Genomic DNA, 19933 nt, shown 5'->3' with positions numbered 1-19933 from the left:
AAGAACACCATCGCCGACGGCGTCGTGGAGAAGGTCGCCGGCATCGCGGCCCGCCAGGTCCCCGGCGTCCACGACCTCGGCAACGGCGCGGCCCGTGCCGTCGGCGCGATCCGCAACGTCATCGGCCAGCAGGACCGCGGCCAGGGCATCTCCGTCGAGGTCGGCGAGAAGCAGGTCGCCGCCGACATCGTCGTCGTCGCCGAGTACCCCGTCGCGCTGCAGGACCTCGCCGACCGGATCCGCGAGGCCGTCACCGACGCCATCTCGCAGGTCGTCGGCATGGACGTCACCGAGGTCAACGTCACCGTCTCCGACGTGCACATCCCCTCGGACGACAAGGACGACGACTCGCAGAGCCGCGTCCAGTAGCACCGCCCGCTGACGGGACCGGGCGCGCCCCGGTCCCGTCGCCGCGCGCGGGCCGGTCCCGAGACGGCCCGCGCCACCCGCATCGCACAGCTCACTGCACCAGGCATCGAGCACCGAGCACGCAGCACCTTCCGGAGCATCCCCCGCACCGACGGGAGCGCCACCCGGCTCCCCCACCTGCACCCACGCACGATCCCCGCTCCAGACAAGAGGACACGAACCGATGAGCAAGTCGACCACCGCCACGACGGCACCCCGCGACACCCCGGCCCAGGGCCGTGGTCAGAAGGCGGCATCCGCCGGCGACCGCCCATCCACCGCCGCCCGCTGGGGCGCCGAGGCGTTCGGCACGTTCCTCCTCGTCTTCGGCGGCGTCGGCACCGCGCTCTACGCGTCCGCTTTCCCCGACGACGGCAACGCCACGGGCGTCGGCTTCCTCGGCGTCGCGCTCGCGTTCGGCCTCACCGTCATGGCGGGCATCGCCGCGGTCGGCGGCATCTCCGGCGGCCACTTCAACCCCGCCGTCAGCGTCGGACTCGCGTTCGCGGGCCGCATCGGCTGGCGCGAGGTGCCCGGCTACGTGGTCGCGCAGCTCGTCGGCGGGATCCTTGCCTCCAGCGCCCTCGCGCTCATCGCCGCGGACGGCCCCACCGGCTACCTCGCCTCGAAGCAGGACGCGGGCTTCGCGTCGAACGGCTTCGGCGACGCGTCGCCCGGCGGCTTCGGCCTCGGCGCGGTGCTGCTCGTCGAGGTCATCCTTACGGCCGTCTTCGTGACCGTGATCCTCGCCGTCACCGCCCAGAAGGCCTACGCGGCCGTCGCGCCGATCGTCATCGGGCTGACGCTCACCCTGATCCACCTCATCAGCATCCCGGTCAGCAACACGTCCGTGAACCCGGCCCGCTCCATCGCCGCCGCGATCTACGGCGGGCCCGAGGCGCTCGGGCAGGTGTGGGCGTTCATCGTCGCGCCGCTCGTGGGTGCCGCGATCGCCGGGCTCGCGCACCGCGCGCTGACCCGTGCCGCCGACGTCCCCGCCTGATCCACCCCACCCCGCCGCTGCGCCCTCACCGGGCGCGGCGGCCGGGTGCATGAACCCATCCCGCATCCGCACCACCGAAGGAGCACCGCCGTGAACGACGCCGCACCCGCCATCCGTCCCATCGACCTGACCGGCATCGACGCCGCGCACCCGGAGGGGGAGACGGTCGCGCATCGCGTGGGCGTCGCCGCGGCCGAGACCGCCGCGGGCGTCACGGGTGTGCACCACCTCGGCGGATCCGCCGCGCGGGCGCTCGACGCGGCGTCGCGGGCGATCCGCGGCACGAGCACCGGGCCGGGCGTCACGGTCTCCGAGGAGGCCGGCGGCACCGTGATCGACATCGACCTCGTGGTCGAGTACCCGACGCCCGTGCAGGACGTGGTCGACGAGACGCGCGAGCAGGTCGCCCGCGCGGCCCGGCAGATCGCGCCGGGCGCCGTCCGCGTGAACATCCGCGTGACCGACGTGCACGGTCCGTTCGACGACGTGCAGTCGCCCGCGGGTGCCGCGCTCGAGAAGGCGAAGGACGCCGGATCCGACGCGCTCGAGAAGGCGAAGGACGCCGGATCCGACGCGCTCGAGAAGGCGAAGGACGCCGGATCCGACGCGCTCGAGAAGGCCAAGGCGGCCGGGGCCGATGGGCTCGACAAGGCGAAGGCCGCGGGGTCCGAGGGGCTCGAGAAGGCCAAGGCCGCGGGAGCTGAAGCGGCCGATCGCGCCCGCGAGGCCGGCGACCGGATCCAGGACGCGTCCGCCGACGCCGCCACCCGCGCGCATGGCGCCGGATCGCGCGCCGCGGACACGGCGAAGGAGATCGGCTCCGAGGTCGCCGACCGGGCGAAGGCCGCGGGCGCCGTGCTCGCCGACTCCGCGAAGGCGGACGTCGAGGAGACCCGCGAGGCGGCAGAGGAGCGCGACGAGCGCGCCGCCGCCGACGCGGCCGACTTCGACACCTACGCGGAGCCCGCCGGATCCGCGCCCGAGGTCACCGTGATCGTCGACGGGCACGGCGAGCAGCCGACCCGCATCGAGGTCGACGGCCCCGCCACCGTGGAGGTGCAGGGCGACCGCGTCGAGGTCGACGGATCCGACGCATCCCGCACCGAGGCCGAGGACGCCGACCGCTCCTAACGGTCGACGGGGCGTCCGTCCCGCGCCACTATCGTCCGACGCCTGCGAGCGAGCCGACGGTCTTGCCGGCGGGATCCCCGATGATGCAGTCGACGGTGCGGTCGCCCGTGCTCCAGCTGTCGCTCGTCGGCTTGTACCCCTGGTAGTCGTAGATCGAGTCCTGGTAGTCGAAGCCGACGAAGGGCCCGAACGCCGCGCCGCACAGGTCGTCGGCCTGCGCGTCCACCGCGTCGTCGCCGGGGAAGTCGTCGCCCGTCAGCGTGGGGGCCGCGTACACCTCGAAGTCGTGCGGGTCGGAGCACGGCACGGTGCTCACGTCGCCCACTGGTGCGAGTGCGGGGAGCCGTCGTCGCTCGCGGGGTGCGCATCAGCCGTGTCCTGCTCGTCCACGGCGGCCGATGCCGCGTCGTCGAGGCAGTCGCCCTGGCGCAGCGCGAAGACGTCGGTCGTGCCGCCGGCAGTGATGGATCCGTCGTCGCCGCGCGTCTCGGCGTACGGCACGAGGTCCGCCCGCTGCTGCAGCGAGCACCCGCTGAGCGCGGCGACGAAGAGGACGGCAGCGAACGCGGTGGGCAGGATGCGGCGGGCGGCGACGGCCATGGGGGTCCTCGGGTTCGGGGAGCGGATCGGGCTCACCGTAGCGGGGCCCCTCGCCTGCGCGCGCGAGTTGCCCGGTGGCGGATCCGCGGCGTCAGTCGAAGCGCGCGCCGCCGGGTCGCGACCGGCTCGCGGTCATGACCACGTAGACGATCGTCCCGAGGATCGGGATGAAGTTGATGAAGGTCCACGTGCCGCTGCGGTCGACGTCGTGCAGCCGCCGCCACGAGACGGCGAACGACGGGATGAACACGGCGAGCTGGAACACGCCGAGGACGGCGCCCCACGAGTCCGTGATGGTCACCGCGTCGAAGGCGCCGAGCGCCTGGCGGCCGTCGGTGTCCAGGTCGCTCAGGGTCCGCAGCACGGACGACACGACGAAGCCCGTGAGCGCCCACCACCAGAACTCGCTGCGGCTCGCGCGCCCGCGGAAGGTCGCGTACTTGAGGAAGAACCGCCGCATCGCCTCGGCCCAGGACGCGCCGTACAGCGGCAGGTCGAGGGACGGCGTGGATCCGGGCGGCGTCGCGGCGGTCATGCGTCGACCGTATCGGAGCCCGGCCGCACCCGCGGGGGAGCGGATGCGGCCGGGCGGTACGCGGGCCGGGACGGCATCACACCACCGCGAGCCCCAGCACCGCGAACGCCCCGAAGGCGACGCCCCAGACGGCGATCGCGATCGTCTCCCAGATGAGCACCGCGCGCGGGCGGGCGCCGAAGGACACCATCGCCGCCGACGTGAAGTGCGTCGGCACCAGGAGCGGGCCGAGGAGGCTGACGCCGGGCACGCCGTAGCGGTCGAACGTGCGGCGGATCTTGGCCCGCCGCGGCGTCTCCTCCTTCGCGCTGTCGCGGGTCAGCCGGGAGCGCGTGCGCGAGGCGACGAGCACGATCAGCGCCACGATGGCGACGTTGCCGACGACTGCCGCTAGCACCGCCACCGCCACGTGCTGGCCGCTGAGCACGCCCAACACGGCGGCGAGCTCGACCTCGAGGAACGGGATCATCGCGGTGACCATGATCCCGAACCACCGGAGCAGCTCTGGCAGGCCGTTCGTGAAGTCCTGCAGCGCGTCGATCATCCCTTCAGCGCCTCCCGCAGCTTCACGCGGCTGCCGGTGCGGAGCAGCGAGTTGCTGTAGATGCGGGATCCGAGGGCGACCACCACGGCCGTCGTGGCGATGAGCACGGCGAGCGACACGAGCGGCTCCCACCACTGGGCCTCGCCGAGGAACAGGCGCATCGGCATCCCGACCGGGGCCGAGAAGGGCACGTACGACATGACCGTCATCACCACGGGGTTGTCGTTGAAGAAGATGACCGCGAAGTACGGGATCATCACGAGGTACGTGACCGGGGCCGTGACGGCGCCCACGTCCTCCTGGCGGGAGACGAGCGAAGCCGCGGCCGCGAAGAGCGACGCGAGCAGCACGAACCCGAACAGGAAGAACACGACGAACCAGATCACGGCCGGGCCGATGATCGCGAGCAGCGCCGTCTGCTCCGTCACGAGCAGGCCGACGCCGGTCATCAGCGCGATGAGCGCGATCTGCGCGAACGCGAGGATGCTGTTGCCGAGCACCTTGCCGGCGAGCAGCGCGCGCACGGGGATGGTCGACATGAGCAGCTCCACCACCCGGGTCTGCTTCTCCTCGACGACGCTCTGGGCGATGATCTGCCCGAACGTCAGCGCCGAGATGAAGAACACGACGCCGAACGCGAGCGCCACGAGGTAGGCGATGGCGGGGTTCGTGGCCGGCTCGTCGAGCAGCTCCACGCGCGGGGTGTCGGTGAGGGCGCTGACGACGCCATCGGGCGCCGAGGTGTCGCCGATCACGAGCACGGCGCCGTCGGCGTCCGCCTGGGTGTCGGGGACGACCGCCGCGTCCACCTCGCCGTCGCGCACCATCGCCCGCGCGTCCTCGACGCTGTCGGCGGGCACGCCCTCCAGCGACGCGGCGGCGGACACGGTCTGCTGGGCGGCGCCGACCACGGCGACACGGGTGCGCTCGCCGTCGCCGGAGCCGGCGTTCGCGGTGAGGAAGCCGCTGACGATGATGGAGGCGAGGATCCCGACGAGCAGGATCCCGGTGCTGATGAGGAAGGACTTGCTGCGCAGGCGCATGCGCACCTCGCGACCCGTCACGAGCATCGTGGACTGGACGAACGTCGGGGCCGTGCCCCGTCGGGTGGCGCTGGTGGTGCTCACTGGACGACCTCCTGGAAGATCTCGCTGAGGGTGGGGCGGCGGCGGGTGAACCCGGTGACGGATCCGCGGGAGACGGCCTCGGCGAGCACGCGCTGGCGCGCCTCCTCGTCGGCCTCGAAGAGCACGTAGCCGCCGTCGAACTCGACGACCTCGACGCCGGGCACGTCGCGCACCCAGCCGCCGTCGCCCGCGATCTGCAGCTCCGTGAGCGGGCGGCTGTGCTGGTCGCGCAGCTCCTCGCGGTCGCCGGACGCGCGGATCCGGCCCTCGGCGATGACGACCACGTCGTCGCAGAGGCGCTCGACGATGTCGAGCTGGTGCGAGGAGAAGAGCACGGGCACGCCCTGCGCGGCCCGCTCGGTGAGGACGCCGAGGACGGTCTCGACCGCGATCGGGTCGAGGCCCGAGAACGGCTCGTCGAGCACGAGCACCTCGGGATCGTGCACGAGGCTCGCGGCGATCTGCGCGCGCTGCTGGTTGCCGAGCGACAGCGACTCGATGGGGTCGTCGCGACGCTCGCCGAGGCTCAGCCGCTCGAGCAGCCGTTCGGTGCTGGTGGTCGCGTCGGCCGCGGTCATGCCGTGCAGGCGGCCGAGGTAGACGATCTGCTCCTGCAGCTTCATCTTCGGGTAGAGGCCGCGCTCCTCGGGCATGTAGCCGAAGGTGCGGCGGCTCGAGGTGCCGAGGTCGCTGCCGTCCAGCGAGACGGTGCCGGAGTCGGCGGTGAGCACGCCGAGCATGATCCGCATGGTGGTGGTCTTGCCGGCGCCGTTGCCGCCGACGAAGCCGGTCAGCCTCCCCGGTCGCACGGTGAAGGACACGTCGTCGAGGACACGGCGGTCCCCGAACGATCGCGTGACGTTCTGGACTTCGAGCACGGAAGGGCCTCCTCGGTGGGCGTGGGTGATCCGTGCTGCTCACGCTAGGTGCGGGGTGCGCGGGGCGAGTCCGCCGTGTGGGGGAACCGGGTGGGGGACGGGCGCGGGGGCGCGCGGGCAGCGGATGGGGGCGTGGCCGACGGTGATCCGTGGCCCGGCTCCTCCTAGGGTCGGAGCATGCGCTTCCCCACCCTCATCCAAGCCGTCGCCGACGGAGCCTCCGCGGCGGGACTCGTGCTCTTCGCGTTGATCGCCACAGGCATCGGCACCGCGCCGCTCGCGATCGGCGGGATCGTGCTGCTGGGGCTGTCGGCGATCGTGCGCGTCGTCGCGATCGTGTGGGCGCGGCGCCGGCTCGCGGTCGTCGGCCGGGGTCGCGGATCGTGGCAGCGGTGGATCCACGTGCTCTGGGCCCTGGAGTGCCTCGCCTTCGTCGCGGGACTCCTGCTCGCGCACTCGTCCGTCGGCGCCGTCGCGACCGCGGCGATCGTCGGCGTGCTCGTGGGCGTCGCGTCCGCCGCGCTCGCCGGGGGCGCCGCCCGACGCGCCGGACGCGGATCCGGCTTCGTCGACTCCGCCTCGATCACCGCCTACGCGTAGGCGCTCGCGGCGGGCCCCGTGACGCCCGGCCGCACCGCGAACAGCATCCCCGCGCGCGGATGCCGGGCCGAGTCCTCCTCGGAGTAGCCCTCCTGCGAGGTCGTGATCACGAGCACGTCGCGGGCGGGCCCGACGAGGGCGCAACTGGAGACCTGGGGCGCATCCACCCGCACGGATCCCACGTGCTCGCCCGCGGGGGAGTAGCGCCGGACCTCGCTGCCGCCCCAGAGCGCGACCCAGAGGAAGCCCTCGTCGTCGACGCACATGCCGTCGGGGTGGCCGTCGGCGGGGTCGATCTCGACCACCACCTCGGGATCCGCGAGGCCGCCCTCCTCGGTGACCCGGAAGCGGCGCACCTGCTGCGTGGTCGTGTCGATGTAGAGCATCTCCGTGCCGTCCGAGGAGAACGCCGTGCCGTTGGAGATGGTGACGCCCTCGAGCACGGTCGTCGCCCGGCCGCGGTCGAGCAGGTAGAGCGCGCCCGCGCCGAGGGTCTTGTCGAAGGCCATGGATCCCGCCCAGAGCCGGCCGCGCGGATCCACCTCGCCGTCGTTCATGCGCCGCCGGATGCCGTCGGCCGGCAGCACGTCGACCACCGGGATGAGCGCGCCCTCCGCCGTGAGGCGCACGAAGCCGTCGCGCGCGGCGAGCACGTGGCCGCCGTCGGCGTGCCGGACGACCGCGCCGACCGGGCCGCCCACGTGCGTCTCGGTGACAGGCCCGACGGCGAAGGTCACCGTGTCGAACGCGGCCTCGCGCACGATGCCGACGTACTGGTCGGCCCAGAGCAGGGTGCCGCGCGCCTCGTCCCAGAGCGGCGCCTCGGCGTGCTCGGAGCGGACCGTGTCGAGCGGGACGGCGTCCCACGTGGTGACGCTCATCGGGTGCCGTCCCGCGGACCGCGCTCCGGCGCGCCCTCGCCCTCGTACGCGCGCTGCGGCATCTGCGTCGCGAGCTTGCCGCCGCTCACGTCGACGAGCGTGCCGGTGATGTACCCGGCGCGGTCGCTCGCGAGGAACACGAGGAGGTCGGCCACGTCGTCGGGCCGCTCCCACCTGCGGATGCTGAGGGTGTCGAGCAGGCGATCCTGCGCGGGCTCCGGCATCTCGGCGAAGCCGTTCATGGCGGTGGGGATCATGCCCGGCGCGTACGCGTTGACGGTGATGCCCCACGGCCCCAGCTCGCTCGCGAGCACGCGCGTGAACTGCACGACCGCGGCCTTCGAGGCGCCGTAGGCGGCCGCGCCGACGCTCGGGATGACGGCCGCGAACGACGCCGCGTTGATGATCCGCCCGCCGCCGCCCGCCTTCATGACCGGGATGACGGCCTGCGACAGCAGGAACACGCCGCCCACGTTCACGTCGAACGCGGCTTGGAAGCGCGCGGGATCCAGCGTCTCGACCGGCCCCTCGACGTTGATCCCCGCGTTGTTCACGAGCACGTCGATGCGGTCGGCCGCATCGACCACCTGCGCGATGGCCGCCTGGACGGAGGCCTGGTCGGTGACGTCGGCGACGATCGCCGTGATGCCCTCGGGCAGTGCGTCGCGGAAGCGGAGGTCGAGTCCGAAGACCCGGCACCCCTCCTCGAGGAAGCGCTCAGCGATGGCGCGGCCGATGCCCTGCGCGGCACCGGAGATGACGACGACCCTGTCGTGGAGATCGATGAGCATGCGTGTTCCCTGCGGTCGAATAGCGTTTCCCTCAACGTAGATGACCGAGGGAGACCGCCATGTCCGGAAGCCGGACGCACGACGACGACCACGACGGCGCTGCGCCTGGGGAGGGATCGGCGGGCCCGCGGACCCTGTGGGTGAGCGGCGCGGGATCCGGCGTCGGCCGCGCGACCGCCGTCGCCGCGGCCCGTGACGGCTGGCACCTCGTGCTCTCGGGGCGGCACCGGGACGCGCTCGACGAGACGCGCGCGCTCGTGGAGGCAGCCGGATCCACCGCCGAAGTCGCCCCGCTCGACGTGACGGACGACGCCGCGCTCGACGCGGTGGTGGCAGGCCTCGACCGGCTCGACGGCGTGGTGGTCGCGGCCGGCCTCAACGCCCCGCGCCGCTCGTGGGCCGAGCAGGACGTCGCGGACTTCGACCGCATCGTCGCGACCAACCTCACCGGCCCGGCGCACCAGGTCGCCGCCGCGCTGCCGCTGCTGCGCGCATCCGGCGGCACGGTCGTGCTCGTCTCCTCCTACGCCGCGTGGACCCACTCGCCGGGCGCGGGCGTCGCCTACAGCGCCTCGAAGACGGCGCTCGGGGCGCTCGTGCGCGACCTCAACGCGCAGGAGGCGGGCAGCGGGATCCGTGCCACGCACCTCTGCCCCGGCACCATCGACAGCGACTTCCTCGCACTCCGCCCGACCGTCCCCGACGCCGCCGAGCGCGCCGCGATGCTCACGCCCGACGACGTGGCGCGCGCCGCGATGTTCGTGCTCGCCTCGCCGCCGCACGTGCGCATCGACGAGCTGGTGCTGTCCCCGATGTCGCAGCGCGGCGGGTTCTGATCCCGGCGGCTCGCCGCGTTCAGTCCTCGAGGTCCTCGTCGACGTCGTCCCAGAGCCCGAGCGCCTCCTCGTGCGCCCTGCGCTTCTGCCACCGCGCGTTGAGCATCTCGAGCCGGCGGGCGACCTTGGCCTTGCGGCGCAGATCGCCCGGCGTCGATGGGCGCATCCACCGGTGGCCGGCGACCCACGAGTCCGGCGGGAGCCAACGAGCGTGCGCCTCCGCCAGGGGCCGCTCGATCGATTCGTCGAGCATCGAGATGTCGATGCCGCCGTCGTAGCAGTGGACGGTCCAGCTCATGTCCTCCGCGATGAGGCAGTACCGACCCTGTTCTCGGTGCCCGAGGTCGCACAGGTCATCCAGCGAGGGGCGGCCGACGCGGATGCGAAACGTCCTCGTCCAGTCCGCGATGTCCTCCGGGGTCGTCGCGCTCGGCTCCGTGAAGGTGGCCCAGGGCAGGAGTCCGGGCAGCACCGTGTCCGACTCGCCGACGCCCCCGCGCCAGAGCTCCAGGACCATCGTGCCGCGCGATCCGGACAGCGCCTCAAGGGTGGTGACGATGCTCCCGTAGCGGCGGCGGGCGGAGCGGCGGTCGCGCGCCTGCCGAGCGTCCTGGATGCTCCAGGGCAGCGTGTGGAAGCGGATGCCCGGCATGTACCAGCCGCTGTAAGGCGGGTAGGGCTCCGCCCATCGTTCCCGCCAGAGGGCGAGCAGCCGCGCCGCATCCCGATGGGCATCGGGGCCGTCTGCCACGCGTGGCTCGGGGATGCTGACGGGCTCGGGCTCGGGGGCTTCGGGTTCCGCGTGGATCACGGTGGAGCCTCCCAGAGGCCGCAGCCCTCCCGTTCGGGCGATCCCCACGCCGGCCGATCGACGCGATCGCGTGCCGCCCCTAGTCGATCGTCTCGCGACGGCGTTAGGTGGTCGGAGGCCGCGACGATGCGACCGCCAGGAGGCAGCACCATGACCACCGACCAGCGCACCCGACCCGACGGCGCCGCCGTCCGACGCGGGCTCCTCGCCTTCATGGCGGCCCCACCGCCCGCGCCGCGGCTGGACGACGCGACCGTCGCCCGCCGCTACCCGCGCCTCCGCTTGCAGGTGTTCATGGGCATCTTCATCGGCTACGCGGCCTACTACCTCATCCGCAACAACGTTCCCCTCGTGGCGACGATCCTCCGCGACGAGAACGGCTTCAGCGCCCTCGGCCTCGGGATCCTCACCAACGGCGTGCTCCTCGCCTACGGATTCAGCAAGTTCCTCAGCGCGATCGTCAGCGACCGCAGCAGCGCGCGCTGGTTCCTCCCCATCGGGCTGCTGCTCTCCGCGTTCGCGAACCTGGTGGTCGCGTTCGTGCCGGCCGTCGGCGCGTCCGTGGCGCTCTTCGCCGTCGTGATGATCGTGAACGGCTTCTTCCAGGGGATGGGCTGGCCGCCGTCCGGCCGCACGCTCGTGCACTGGTTCTCCACGTCCGAGCGCGGCGGGAAGACAGCCATCTGGAACGTCGCCCACAACGTCGGCGGCGCGGGAGCAGGCGGACTCGCGGGCCTCGCCATCGCGACGTTCGGCACCTGGCAGAGCGCGTTCTGGTTCCCCGCCATCGTCTGCATCGTGATTGCGCTGGTCGCCTTCGTCCTCCTCCGCGACACCCCCGAGTCCGAGGGCCTGCCGCCCATCGAGGAGCACCGGCACGACCCGGCGCCCGTCGAGACCGACGCCGCCGACGAGGGCGCGTCGACCTGGACCACCATCCGCCGCTACGTCATCGGGAACCGCACCATGGTGAACCTCGCGCTCGCCAACGTCTTCGTCTACACGCTCCGCTACGGCGTGCTCGTCTGGGCGCCCATCTACCTCGCCGACGTGCGCGGCGCCAGCCTCGGCGAGGGCATCGCCGGGTTCTTGCTGTTCGAGCTCGCGGGGATCCCCGGCACGCTGCTCTGCGGGTACATCAGCGACAAGGTCTTCCGCGGGCGGCGCTCGCCGACGGGGATCCTTTTCATGGCCGCCGTGGGCCTGGCCGTCGCGATCTACTGGCTCTCGCCGGCCGACGGCCCGCTCTGGGTCTCGCTCGCGGCGCTGGTGCTCATCGGCGGGCTGATCTACGGCCCGGTCATGCTCATCGGCCTGCAGGCGCTGGATCTCAGCCCCCGCAAGGTCGCGGGGACCGCCGCCGGGTTCACGGGGCTTTTCGGCTACGTGCTCGGCGCGACCCTCGCCTCCACCGGGATCGGCGCCTCGGTGCACGCGTTCGGCTGGGACGTGACCTTCGTGCTGATCCTCGTGTGCGTCGTGCTCGCGATCGTGCTGCTCGCGATCGTCGGCAAGGACGAGTCGGCGCTGCGCCGCCGTCGCGAGGAGCGAGGGGACATCGCGGCGCGCTGATCCGGCGGCCGGGTCACGACGCGTCCCGCCACGCGGCGGCGAGACCACGGTCGATGACCCGGCGCCACGCTCCCGGCTGGCGGTGCCGGCGAGCCAGATGATGGACATGAGGTCGTCGTCGGTGAAGCCGTCCGACAGGGACCCGTCGTCGTGCGCCTCCTCGACGAGCCGACGCCCGAGCGCGAGGGAGCGGTCGCAGGTGCTGATGAGCGCGGCGGCCTCCGGGAAGCGGCGGAGCATCGCGTCGTTGAGGGCGGGATCCTCGAGCTGCAGGTCGACCAAGCGCTCCAGCCGCGCGCGCGGGGTGGCCTCCGCGTCGACGGACGCCTCGAGGGTGAGCAGCTTCTCGCCGGCGATGGTCGGGATCACCGCGTCGATGAGCGCCTCGCGGGAGCCCACGCGGTTGTAGAGCGTGCCGATGCTGACACCGGCGGCGCGCGCGATGTCCTCCAGGGGGGTCGAGGCCGCGCGCGGTGAACGTCGCCAGGGCGGCCGCGTGGAGCTTCTCGACGTTCGCGCGGGCGTCGCGCCGCATGCTCCGCTGCTCGGCCATGGGGCTCCCTGTAGTTGAGGTCGGCCTCAAGATGTGCGTGCATTCGCACCTGAGGTCGCCCTCCACTCACCGCTCATCCCGGCGGACGTCGGCCAGGCAAAGGATCCCCCTGCCCCTCATCACCATCGTCGGCGCGGGCGCCGGACTCGGCCTCGGGATCGCCCGCGCGTCCGGCCGCGAGGGCTTCGCCGCCACCCTCGTCTCCCGCGACCAGGCCAAGCTCGACAGCCGCGCCGCCACCCTCGGCGGCGGGGGCGTCACCGCCCGGGGCTTCGCGGCCGACATCCGCGACGCCGCGAGCGTCACCCGCGCGCTCGACGCGGTCGTCGCCGCGCTCGGCCCGATCGACGTGCTCGAGTTCTCCCCGGCCGACACGTCCCTCGAGTCCGTCGACGTCCTCGAGGTCACCCCCGCGAACCCGCAGCCGCAGATCGACCTCTACCTCGGCGGCGCCCTCACGGCAGTCGGGCACGTCCTGCCGGGCATGATCGAGGCCGGCCGCGGCACCGTGCTCGTCACGACCGGCGGCGGATCCATCTCGCCCCTGCCGTTCCTCGGCAACGTCAACATCGCTGCCCCGTCTCGTCCTCGAACGTGCCTGTGCGCGCTCGCCCGCACGGGTCCTCGGAAGCATCTATGGTGCTGGCGCACCCGGCTCGATCCGCGACCGCGGATCGGGGTTGCCCGGTGTGCAACGACGACAGGAGAACCAGCATGACGAAGCACGCACACCGGACCCCGTGGGCCCTCGCCCTCGCCGCCACCGCCCTGGTGGCCACCGCTCTTGCACCCGCGGTCCCGGCGGTCGCCGACGGCGTCGCCGTCCTGGTCGGAGGGGCCAGCAGCACCACCGCAGCGCACGATGCCACCACGGCGCTGGCCGGCCCCCCGTCCTGGTTCAACGGCAGCAGCGACTGCCGGTTCGACCCGTCGGGGGTCAACTGCCGCGCGTGACCGACGGTCCCGGGCCCGATGGGCCGTGACGCCCCGGAGCTCGCCGCCGCCCCCGCCCCCATCGCCGCCGCATCGCACCGCGCCACGGGCGGCGGGGTCAGCTCGCGCCCGGCACCACGATGCCGCGCTCGTACGCGAACACGACGGCCTGCACGCGGTCGCGCACGCCGAGCTTCAGCAGCAGGCGCGAGACGTGCGTCTTCACGGTCGCCTCGCCGAGGTAGAGCCGCTCAGCGATCTCCGCGTTCGCGAGCCCCTCGGCGAGGAGGCGCAGCACCTCGAGCTCGCGGTCGGTGAGGGTGGCGACGCGCGGGTCGGTCGGGATCGTCGGGGCGGGCGTCGGCGTGGCCTCATCGTCGTCGGACGCACCGGATCCGCGGCCGAAGCGGTCGATGACGCGGCGCGTGACGTCGGGCGACAGCAGCGCGTCGCCGCGCGAGATCACGTGGACGGCCTCCACGAGCGACTCCGGCGACGCGCTCTTCAGCACGAACCCGCTCGCGCCCGCGTCGAGCGCGGTGAAGAGGTAGTCCTCGCGGTCGAAGGTGGTGAGCATGAGGACGCCGGCCCGGATCGCTGGGTCGGCCACGATGCGGCGCGTGGCCTCGAGCCCGTCGACGCGCGGCATCTGCACGTCCATGCAGATCACGTCGGGCGCGAGCGCGCCGGCGAGGCGCACGCCCTCCTCGCCGTCGGCGGCCTCGCCGACCACCTCGATGCCGTCCTCGCTCTCGAGGATCACGCGGAACCCGGCGCGCACGAGCGCCTGGTCGTCGACGAGCAGGACGCGGACGCGCGCGAGGGCCGGTGCGGAGCCCGCCGCTGCGGTCGGGTCGGTGGCGGTCATGCGCGGGTCCCCTCGGGAACGGATGCGGCGATGGGCTCGGGCAGCGGCACCGGGGTCGCGACCGGGGCGCGTCTCGTCGGCAGCGACGCGCGCACCAGGTAGCCGCCGCGCGCCTTCGGGCCCATCTCGATGGATCCGCCGACCGCCGCCACGCGCTCCCGCATGCCGCGCTGACCCAGGCCGCCGGGCCCGTCACCGCCCGGGGCGGAGGTCGCGCCCCCCGGTCCGGCGTCGCTCACCTCGACCTCCACGCGGTCGGCGAGGTAGCGGAGGCGCAGGTCGACGCGCGCGCCGGTGCCCGCGTGCTTCCGCACGTTCGTGAGCGACTCCTGCGCCACCCGGTAGACGATGAGGTCGACCGTGGGGGGCAGCGGACGCGGGGTGCCGATGATGTCGTACGCGACCGTGAGGCCCGCGCCGCAGGCGTCCGCCACGAGCTCGTGCAGCTGATCCACGCCGCGGGTGGATGCCGTGCGGGTCTCGTCGCCGCCGGCGCCCACATCGTCGGATCCCGTGCCGTCGTCGTGCTGCCGCAGCGCGACGAGCATCCGGTGCAGCTCCTCGATGGCGCTCCGCGCGTTGTCCTCGACGATCCCGAGGGACGCCGCCGCTTTCGCGGTGTCGCGGTCGAGGACCCGCCGGGCCGCGCCGGCGTGCACGCCCATCACGGAGACGTGGTGCGCGACGACGTCGTGCAGCTCCCGCGCGATCCGCACCCGCTCGAGCGTCACCGCCTGGTCCGCGACGCGCTCCCGCTCCGTCGCGAGCTCCGCGGTGCGCACCTCGAGCGCACACCGGTCACGCGCCGACGCCCAGGCGCGGTCGCCGAAGTACCAGGCGCCGCCGAAGTAGAGGAGGTTCGTAATGATCGAGATGAGGCCGGCGGCGACGGGGGCGGGTACCCAGGCGTCGGTGGGGGCGTCCTCGAAGCTCGACGAGGACAGCGAGTGGTAGCCGGAGGTCCGCAGCAGCTCGGTGAACAGCCAGGTGAACATGCCGACCACGACGATCCCGCGCACGACGTTCGACCGCACCCGGCTCCGACCCCAGGCGCCCTGGGAGTACATGGCGATGAACATCGCGATGTTCGAGAACAGCACCTCGGGCACGAACTGGTAGGCGCCGATGATGAACACCGCGGACACCACGAGGGTGACGGCCTCGGGCTGGAGCCGGCGGGCGGCGAGGGGTGCCGTCATCAACACGATCCACCCGATGACGACCCAGATCGGCGGGCGCGACGGGTACATCCCGATGGCGTGGTAGAGCATCACGCTGAAGGTGGTGAGCACGAGCATCACGACCGCGAGCAGGGCGTCGAAGCGGAACCCCGCGCGGTCGGGCCGGGGGCGGATCCAGAACCGGCCGACGCTTTCGGGGGCGGATGCGGCGCTCACCCGTCCACCGTATCGACGCGGCTGGGTGCACCGCATCCGCCGGATGACGGAAGCGGCCCCTATCGCGACGGGCCTGTCGCGGCGCTACCCCGCCGCGGCGGGGGCCCTCGGCGGGACGACGCGGATCCGCGGTGCGGGCGCGGGCGCCATGCCCGCACCGATGAAGAAGCTCGGCTGCGGCGACTGGTTGTAGCCGCTGTTCTGCCAGGCGACGCCCACGCGGTACATCGGGTCCTGCATGAGGGTACGCAGACGCATGCCCGTCGGGATGGTCGTCGAGTAGATGCGCATCTCGCTCGAGTCCTCGCTTCGCCACACGAGCTCCTCGCGCCAGTCGCCGAGGAGGTCGGCCTGCAGCATGGGATCGCCCTTCGTCCCGTTGTCCGTGGAGGTGCCGTGCGCCACCATCAGCTCGTCGCGGTGCTGGGTGGTCCAGTTCCACTTCGAGATGATGGGCACCCCGGTGTGGCGGGCGGCGTCGTAGCTGCTGATGTCCACCATCTCGCGGAGCGCGTCGCCGTCCCAGAACGCCGCGAAGTTCGGCTGCGGGATCTGGTGCCCGAGGAACTGTCCGTCTGCCGTGCGCATCTCCGCATCGTCCGAGCCGTTGGCGCCGCCGCCGTACGACCACGCCTCAGCGCCGGGATGGCGAGGGTCGACATCCGCCGCGAGCCCGCGCCCCGTGTCATGGTCGCCGGGGATGCTCCAGAGGACCTGGCCCGTCCGCGCATCGCGGAAGGTGGCCGCCCGGTTCCCGGACCGCTCCATGAACTCGTGGACGGCGAACGCCTCATATCCGGGGCGGGTCGGATCGAGGTCGCCGACCGTGAGCGCGTCGCCGTGACCGAGCCCGGTCGAGTAGAGGAGGTGCCCGTCGTCATCGATGGTCATCGATCCGTAGACGATCTCGTCGCGGCCGTCGCCGTCGACGTCGGCGACGGCCAGGTTGTGGTTGCCCTGGCTTGCGCCCCGAGCGTTCCCGGGCGCGCTGCTGTCGAACAGCCAGCGCCGCTTCAGGTGCTGGCCGTCGAAGTCGTAGGCGATGAGCGCCGTGCGGTAGTAGTAGTCGCGGGTCATGACGAGGCTCGGATGGACCCCGTCGAGGTACGCCGTCGCCGCGAGGTACCGGTCGGCTTTGCTCGCATGGAGATCGCCCCATGTGCGGCCGAGGTCGCCGCGCACCGGCTCGTAGGGAATGGTGTCGATGGCGCGGCCCGTGAGCCCGGAGAAGATCGTGAGGAACTCCGGGCCCGACTTGATGTAGCCGTCTGGGCTGCGAAAGTCCGCGCGCGGGTCGCCGATGACGACGCCTCCGCCGTCGACGGTCCCGTCGGCGGTCTTCAAGGCGATCTCCGCCCGACCGTCGCCGTCGTAGTCGTAGACCTGGAACGGGGTGTAGTGCGCACCGGCGCGGATGTTCGTGCCGACGTCGATGCGCCAGAGACGGGTCCCGTCCATGCGGTACGCGTCGATCATGGTGGGACCGGTGTACCCGGGGATGCTGTTGTCCTTCGAGTCGCTGGGGTCCCACTTCACGAAGAACTCGTACTGCCCGTCCCCGTCGGCGTCGCCCACGCTGGTGTCGTTGGCGCTGTAGGAGTAGCGCTCGCCGGCGGGGGTGGTGCCGTCCGCCGGCTTGTCGAGGTGGACGGGGACGTACGCGGCCGTACGGACCCCGAACGACCGTGTCACGGCCGTCCATGCGCCGGTGCGGGAGTCCGCCACGACGTAGGTCGAGCCGGGACGGCCGCCGGGGTCGACGAGATCGGTCGTCGCGGTGAGCGCGGACGGACGGGGTGATGAGCACGCCGTCCCGATAGACGATGAACGACTCGGTGTCCGGGTCTGTGCCGAGCAGGCGCCAGGAGACGTGGACGCCGTCGGCGGCGAGGGCAGCTTCCGGGGCGCGGTCGAGGTACTCGACCTGCCGGAGCGCCGCGGCGGCGAGGGAAGCGTCCTCGGGCGCGGTGGGCGCGGTGGGCGCCTGCTCCTGGTCTGGGAGCGACACGGGGGGCGGCAGCGCACCACCGCTCGACGGTGACGGCAGCGGGGCAGCGGTGGCGGAGGTCGCCGTGAGAGGTGCACCGAGGAGCACCAGGGTGATGGCGAGCGCGCGAGCCACCGGACGGCGGTGCGCGGGTCGCCTGTCCGGCGAGCGGCTCACGAACCGGGTCCGGCCAGGCGGATCCGCGGCACGGGCGGCGTGCCCATCCCCGCCCCGACGAAGTAGCTGGGCTGAGGCGGCATGTTGTAGCCCGTGTTCTGCCAGGCGACTCCGAGCCGGTACGTCGGATCCTGCATGAAGGTCCGCAGGCGGGTGGAGGTCGGATCCGTGGTGGAGTAGATGCGCAGCTCGTGCGAGTCGGCGCTGCGCACGACGACCTCCTCGCGCCAGTCGCCGAGGAGGTCGGCCTGGAGCATGGGATTCACCTTCGTGGAGTTGTCGGTGAGCGCACCCGTGGCGGTGAGGAGCACGTCGCGGTTCCGGGTGGTCCAGTTCCACTTCGAGATGACCGGGACGGCCGCCGCTGAGGCGGGGTCGAAAGCGCCGCCCAGCTGCTCGCGCAGCAGATCCCCGTCCCAGAACACCGCGAACCGCGAGTCGGGGATGGCGTCCGTGATGAGCCTTCCGTCGGCGGCGCGCAGCTGAGCCTGGGGCTTCCCGTCCGGGCCCGCGCCGTACGCCCACGACTCGGAGCCGGGGTAGCGGGGATCCACGTCGGCGGTGAGGCCGAAGCCGGTGTCCTGGTTGCCGGGGATGCTCCAGAGGATCCGCCCGGTGGCGGCGTCGCGCATGGTCGCGGCGCGGTTGCCGGACTGCCCCATGATCTCGTGCACCGCGAAGGCCTCGAGGCCCGGGTTGCCCGGGACCAGGTCGCCGACGTGGATCGCGTCGCCGTGCCCCAGCTTCGTCGAGTACAGCAGGTGCCCGTCGTCGTCGACCGTCATGGATCCGAAGAGGATCTCGTCGCGGCCGTCCCCATCGACGTCGGCCACCGCCAGGTTGTGGTTCCCCTCGCCTGCGGCCGCGGCGTTCCCGGGAGTGCTGCTGTCGAGGAGCCACCGCTGGACGAGATGGCGGCCGTCGAAGTCGTAGGCCGCGAGGGCCGTGCGGGCGTAGTAGCCGCGGGTCATGACGATGCTGGGGTGGGATCCGTCGAGGTAGGCCGTGGCCGCGAGGAACCGATCGACGCGGTTGCCGTAGGAGTCGCCCCACGACGCGACATCGCCCCGCGGCGGGTCATAGGGGACGGTGTCGATCGCGGCACCGGTGAGCCCAGAGAACACGGTGAGGTACTCGGCTCCGGAGAGCACGTATCCGCGCGCGTTGCGGTGGTCGGCGCGACCGTCGCGGATGACCGTCCCCCGTCCGTCGACCGTGCCGTCCGCGGTCTTCATGACGACCTCCGCGCGCCCGTCGCCGTCGTAGTCGTAGACCTGGAATTGCGTGTAGTGGGCGCCGGCGCGGACGTTCGGGCCGAGCGCGATGCGCCAGAGCCGGGTGCCGTCCATCCGGTAGGCGTCGAGGAGCACGGGACCGGTGTAGCCGGCCTGGCCGTTGTCCTTGGAGTCGCTCGGATCCCACTTGACGAACAGCTCGTAGGTGCCGTCGCCGTCGGCGTCGCCGACGCTCGTGTCGTTCGCGCTGTACTCGTACCGCTCCCCGGCGGGCGTGACGCCGCCAGAGGGACGGTCGAGCGGGACGGACGTGTAGGGCGCGGTGCGGACGCCGAAGGATCCCGTCACCCGAGCCTCGACGCCGCCGACCACGCTCCGCACCTCATAGTGCGAGGTCGGTCGGCCGTTCGGGTCCGTGAGGTCGTTCGCGCTCGTGAGCGGGGTCGGCGTGATGCGGATGCCGTCCCGGTAGACCGTGAACGCGATCGCATCCGGATCGGTACCGAGCATGCGCCAGGAGAGGTGGACGCCGTTCGGCACCAGGGCGGCCTCCGGCGCGCGGCCGAGGCGCTCCATCTGGCGCGTGGCGGCGGTCGCGGTCGCGGTCACGACCGGGGCGGCGCTTCCCGGCGTGGCGACCGCGCTGGGCAGCGGGACCGCCCCGAGCGCCCCCGCGACGAGGACGGCCAGGAGGGCGGGACGGAAGGGGGAGCGACGAGCGCGACGGGACACGGCGCCTCCGAGCAGGACGAGGGGCGGGTGGGCGGACGCCGAGCGCCGGGCAGGTCACGCGGGAGGAGCGATGGCGACGGATTCGGATCAGGTCGCGGAGCCAACCTAGGGGTGCGGCTTCTAGCCCGTCGCGATCCTCCCCAGGCCCGCCGTGTGCCGCATCCGGGACGGCGGCTCCGCGACCGGGCGACGAGATGCGCCGCATGGGTCAACCAGTGGCAGACTGTGTGGACGGGTGCCTCCGCCCGGCCGTCCTCCCGCACCGACGCGGATCCGCTCGGGCTCAGCCGTTCGCGTCGAGCCACCCGACCCGCTCCGGTCGGGTGTCCCCCCG

At 72.9% G+C, this 19933-nt stretch carries 20 protein-coding genes and 2 pseudogenes; 8 read left to right on the top strand and 14 right to left on the bottom strand.

Annotated elements, in window-relative coordinates; translation table 11 throughout:
* The 3 genes from HDR73_RS00470 to HDR73_RS00460 form a co-directional block, all read left to right on the top strand.
* Positions 1 to 369: Asp23/Gls24 family envelope stress response protein (locus tag HDR73_RS00470; RefSeq protein WP_287136182.1), on the top strand; the 369-nt coding region annotated here is incomplete at its 5' end.
* Between the two features lie 223 nt (positions 370 to 592).
* Positions 593 to 1411 carry an aquaporin Z gene (gene aqpZ / locus HDR73_RS00465; protein ID WP_012298354.1) on the top strand — a complete coding sequence of 273 codons (819 nt, stop codon included), beginning with the start codon at positions 593 to 595 and terminating at the stop codon, positions 1409 to 1411.
* A 90-nt stretch (positions 1412 to 1501) separates the two neighbouring features.
* On the top strand, positions 1502 to 2542 hold the full coding sequence (locus HDR73_RS00460; protein ID WP_287136181.1) for an Asp23/Gls24 family envelope stress response protein: 1041 nt from the start codon (positions 1502 to 1504) through the stop codon (positions 2540 to 2542).
* Between the two features lie 28 nt (positions 2543 to 2570).
* On the opposite strand, the gene HDR73_RS00455 is transcribed toward HDR73_RS00460, so the two are convergent.
* From HDR73_RS00455 to HDR73_RS00430, 6 genes are all read right to left on the bottom strand, one after another.
* Entirely contained in the window at positions 2571 to 2858 is a 288-nt protein-coding gene (locus HDR73_RS00455; protein WP_223842729.1) for a septum formation family protein, read from the bottom strand.
* Positions 2855 to 3142, bottom strand: coding sequence for a hypothetical protein (locus HDR73_RS00450; RefSeq protein ID WP_223842730.1), 288 nt, complete (start codon positions 3140 to 3142; stop codon positions 2855 to 2857). Before HDR73_RS00450 ends, HDR73_RS00455 begins: the two co-directional genes overlap by 4 nt.
* 91 nt (positions 3143 to 3233) lie before the next feature.
* Complete coding sequence (locus HDR73_RS00445; RefSeq protein WP_012298356.1) at positions 3234 to 3677, bottom strand: DUF805 domain-containing protein; 444 nt, start codon at positions 3675 to 3677, stop codon at positions 3234 to 3236.
* A 76-nt stretch (positions 3678 to 3753) separates the two neighbouring features.
* Positions 3754 to 4221, bottom strand: coding sequence for a hypothetical protein (locus HDR73_RS00440; protein WP_012298357.1), 468 nt, complete (start codon positions 4219 to 4221; stop codon positions 3754 to 3756).
* Positions 4218 to 5348: an ABC transporter permease gene (locus HDR73_RS00435; RefSeq protein ID WP_012298358.1), complete on the bottom strand. Its 1131-nt coding sequence runs from the start codon at positions 5346 to 5348 to the stop codon at positions 4218 to 4220. Before HDR73_RS00435 ends, HDR73_RS00440 begins: the two co-directional genes overlap by 4 nt.
* Complete coding sequence (locus HDR73_RS00430; RefSeq protein WP_012298359.1) at positions 5345 to 6226, bottom strand: ABC transporter ATP-binding protein; 882 nt, start codon at positions 6224 to 6226, stop codon at positions 5345 to 5347. The genes HDR73_RS00435 and HDR73_RS00430 overlap by 4 nt, the downstream gene beginning before the upstream one ends.
* A 177-nt stretch (positions 6227 to 6403) precedes the next feature.
* On the opposite strand from HDR73_RS00430, the gene HDR73_RS00425 reads away from it, so the two are divergent.
* On the top strand, positions 6404 to 6826 hold the full coding sequence (locus HDR73_RS00425) for a hypothetical protein (protein ID WP_049791893.1): 423 nt from the start codon (positions 6404 to 6406) through the stop codon (positions 6824 to 6826).
* On the opposite strand, the gene HDR73_RS00420 is transcribed toward HDR73_RS00425, so the two are convergent.
* On the bottom strand, positions 6817 to 7707 hold the full coding sequence (locus HDR73_RS00420; RefSeq protein ID WP_012298361.1) for an SMP-30/gluconolactonase/LRE family protein: 891 nt from the start codon (positions 7705 to 7707) through the stop codon (positions 6817 to 6819). The genes HDR73_RS00425 and HDR73_RS00420 overlap by 10 nt on opposite strands.
* On the bottom strand, positions 7704 to 8498 hold the full coding sequence (locus HDR73_RS00415; RefSeq protein ID WP_012298362.1) for an SDR family NAD(P)-dependent oxidoreductase: 795 nt from the start codon (positions 8496 to 8498) through the stop codon (positions 7704 to 7706). Before HDR73_RS00415 ends, HDR73_RS00420 begins: the two co-directional genes overlap by 4 nt.
* A gap of 59 nt (positions 8499 to 8557) precedes the next feature.
* Here HDR73_RS00415 and HDR73_RS00410 point away from each other — a divergent pair, with 59 nt between their 5' ends.
* On the top strand, positions 8558 to 9334 hold the full coding sequence (locus tag HDR73_RS00410) for an SDR family oxidoreductase (protein ID WP_012298363.1): 777 nt from the start codon (positions 8558 to 8560) through the stop codon (positions 9332 to 9334).
* A 19-nt stretch (positions 9335 to 9353) separates the two neighbouring features.
* On the opposite strand, the pseudogene HDR73_RS00405 reads toward HDR73_RS00410, so the two are convergent.
* Positions 9354 to 9989, bottom strand: a pseudogene (locus HDR73_RS00405) (DUF3885 domain-containing protein); the annotation flags it as partial.
* Positions 9990 to 10295: 306 nt separating this feature from the next.
* Between HDR73_RS00405 and HDR73_RS00400 the strand changes: the two are divergent.
* The 3 genes from HDR73_RS00400 (at position 10296) to HDR73_RS00385 (ending at position 13224) form a co-directional block, all read left to right on the top strand.
* On the top strand, positions 10296 to 11717 hold the full coding sequence (locus HDR73_RS00400; RefSeq protein ID WP_012298365.1) for an MFS transporter: 1422 nt from the start codon (positions 10296 to 10298) through the stop codon (positions 11715 to 11717).
* A gap of 473 nt (positions 11718 to 12190) precedes the next feature.
* On the top strand, positions 12191 to 12988 hold the full coding sequence (locus HDR73_RS00390) for an SDR family oxidoreductase (protein WP_049791894.1): 798 nt from the start codon (positions 12191 to 12193) through the stop codon (positions 12986 to 12988).
* Positions 12985 to 13224 (top strand): hypothetical protein, encoded by a 240-nt coding sequence (locus HDR73_RS00385; protein WP_041464413.1) that lies wholly within the window; start codon positions 12985 to 12987, stop codon positions 13222 to 13224. Before HDR73_RS00390 ends, HDR73_RS00385 begins: the two co-directional genes overlap by 4 nt.
* 97 nt (positions 13225 to 13321) lie before the next feature.
* Here HDR73_RS00385 and HDR73_RS00380 read toward each other — a convergent pair whose 3' ends face one another.
* The 5 genes and pseudogenes from HDR73_RS00380 to HDR73_RS00360 form a co-directional block, all read right to left on the bottom strand.
* Positions 13322 to 14071: a response regulator gene (locus HDR73_RS00380; protein ID WP_012298367.1), complete on the bottom strand. Its 750-nt coding sequence runs from the start codon at positions 14069 to 14071 to the stop codon at positions 13322 to 13324.
* Complete coding sequence (locus HDR73_RS00375; RefSeq protein WP_041464414.1) at positions 14068 to 15468, bottom strand: sensor histidine kinase; 1401 nt, start codon at positions 15466 to 15468, stop codon at positions 14068 to 14070. The genes HDR73_RS00380 and HDR73_RS00375 overlap by 4 nt, the downstream gene beginning before the upstream one ends.
* A gap of 84 nt (positions 15469 to 15552) precedes the next feature.
* On the bottom strand, positions 15553 to 17193 hold the full coding sequence (locus tag HDR73_RS00370) for a rhamnogalacturonan lyase (protein ID WP_049791895.1): 1641 nt from the start codon (positions 17191 to 17193) through the stop codon (positions 15553 to 15555).
* 127 nt (positions 17194 to 17320) lie between these two features.
* Positions 17321 to 17476: pseudogene (locus HDR73_RS00365) on the bottom strand (hypothetical protein); the annotation flags it as partial.
* Positions 17477 to 17628: 152 nt separating this feature from the next.
* On the bottom strand, positions 17629 to 19599 hold the full coding sequence (locus HDR73_RS00360) for a rhamnogalacturonan lyase (RefSeq protein ID WP_012298369.1): 1971 nt from the start codon (positions 19597 to 19599) through the stop codon (positions 17629 to 17631).
* Between the last annotated feature and the right edge of the window lie 334 nt (positions 19600 to 19933).

It is taken from the genome of Clavibacter sp. (assembly GCF_014802555.1).
GTDB lineage: Bacteria > Actinomycetota > Actinomycetes > Actinomycetales > Microbacteriaceae > Clavibacter > Clavibacter sepedonicus.
This window is presented reverse-complemented; position numbering and strand designations above follow the sequence as displayed.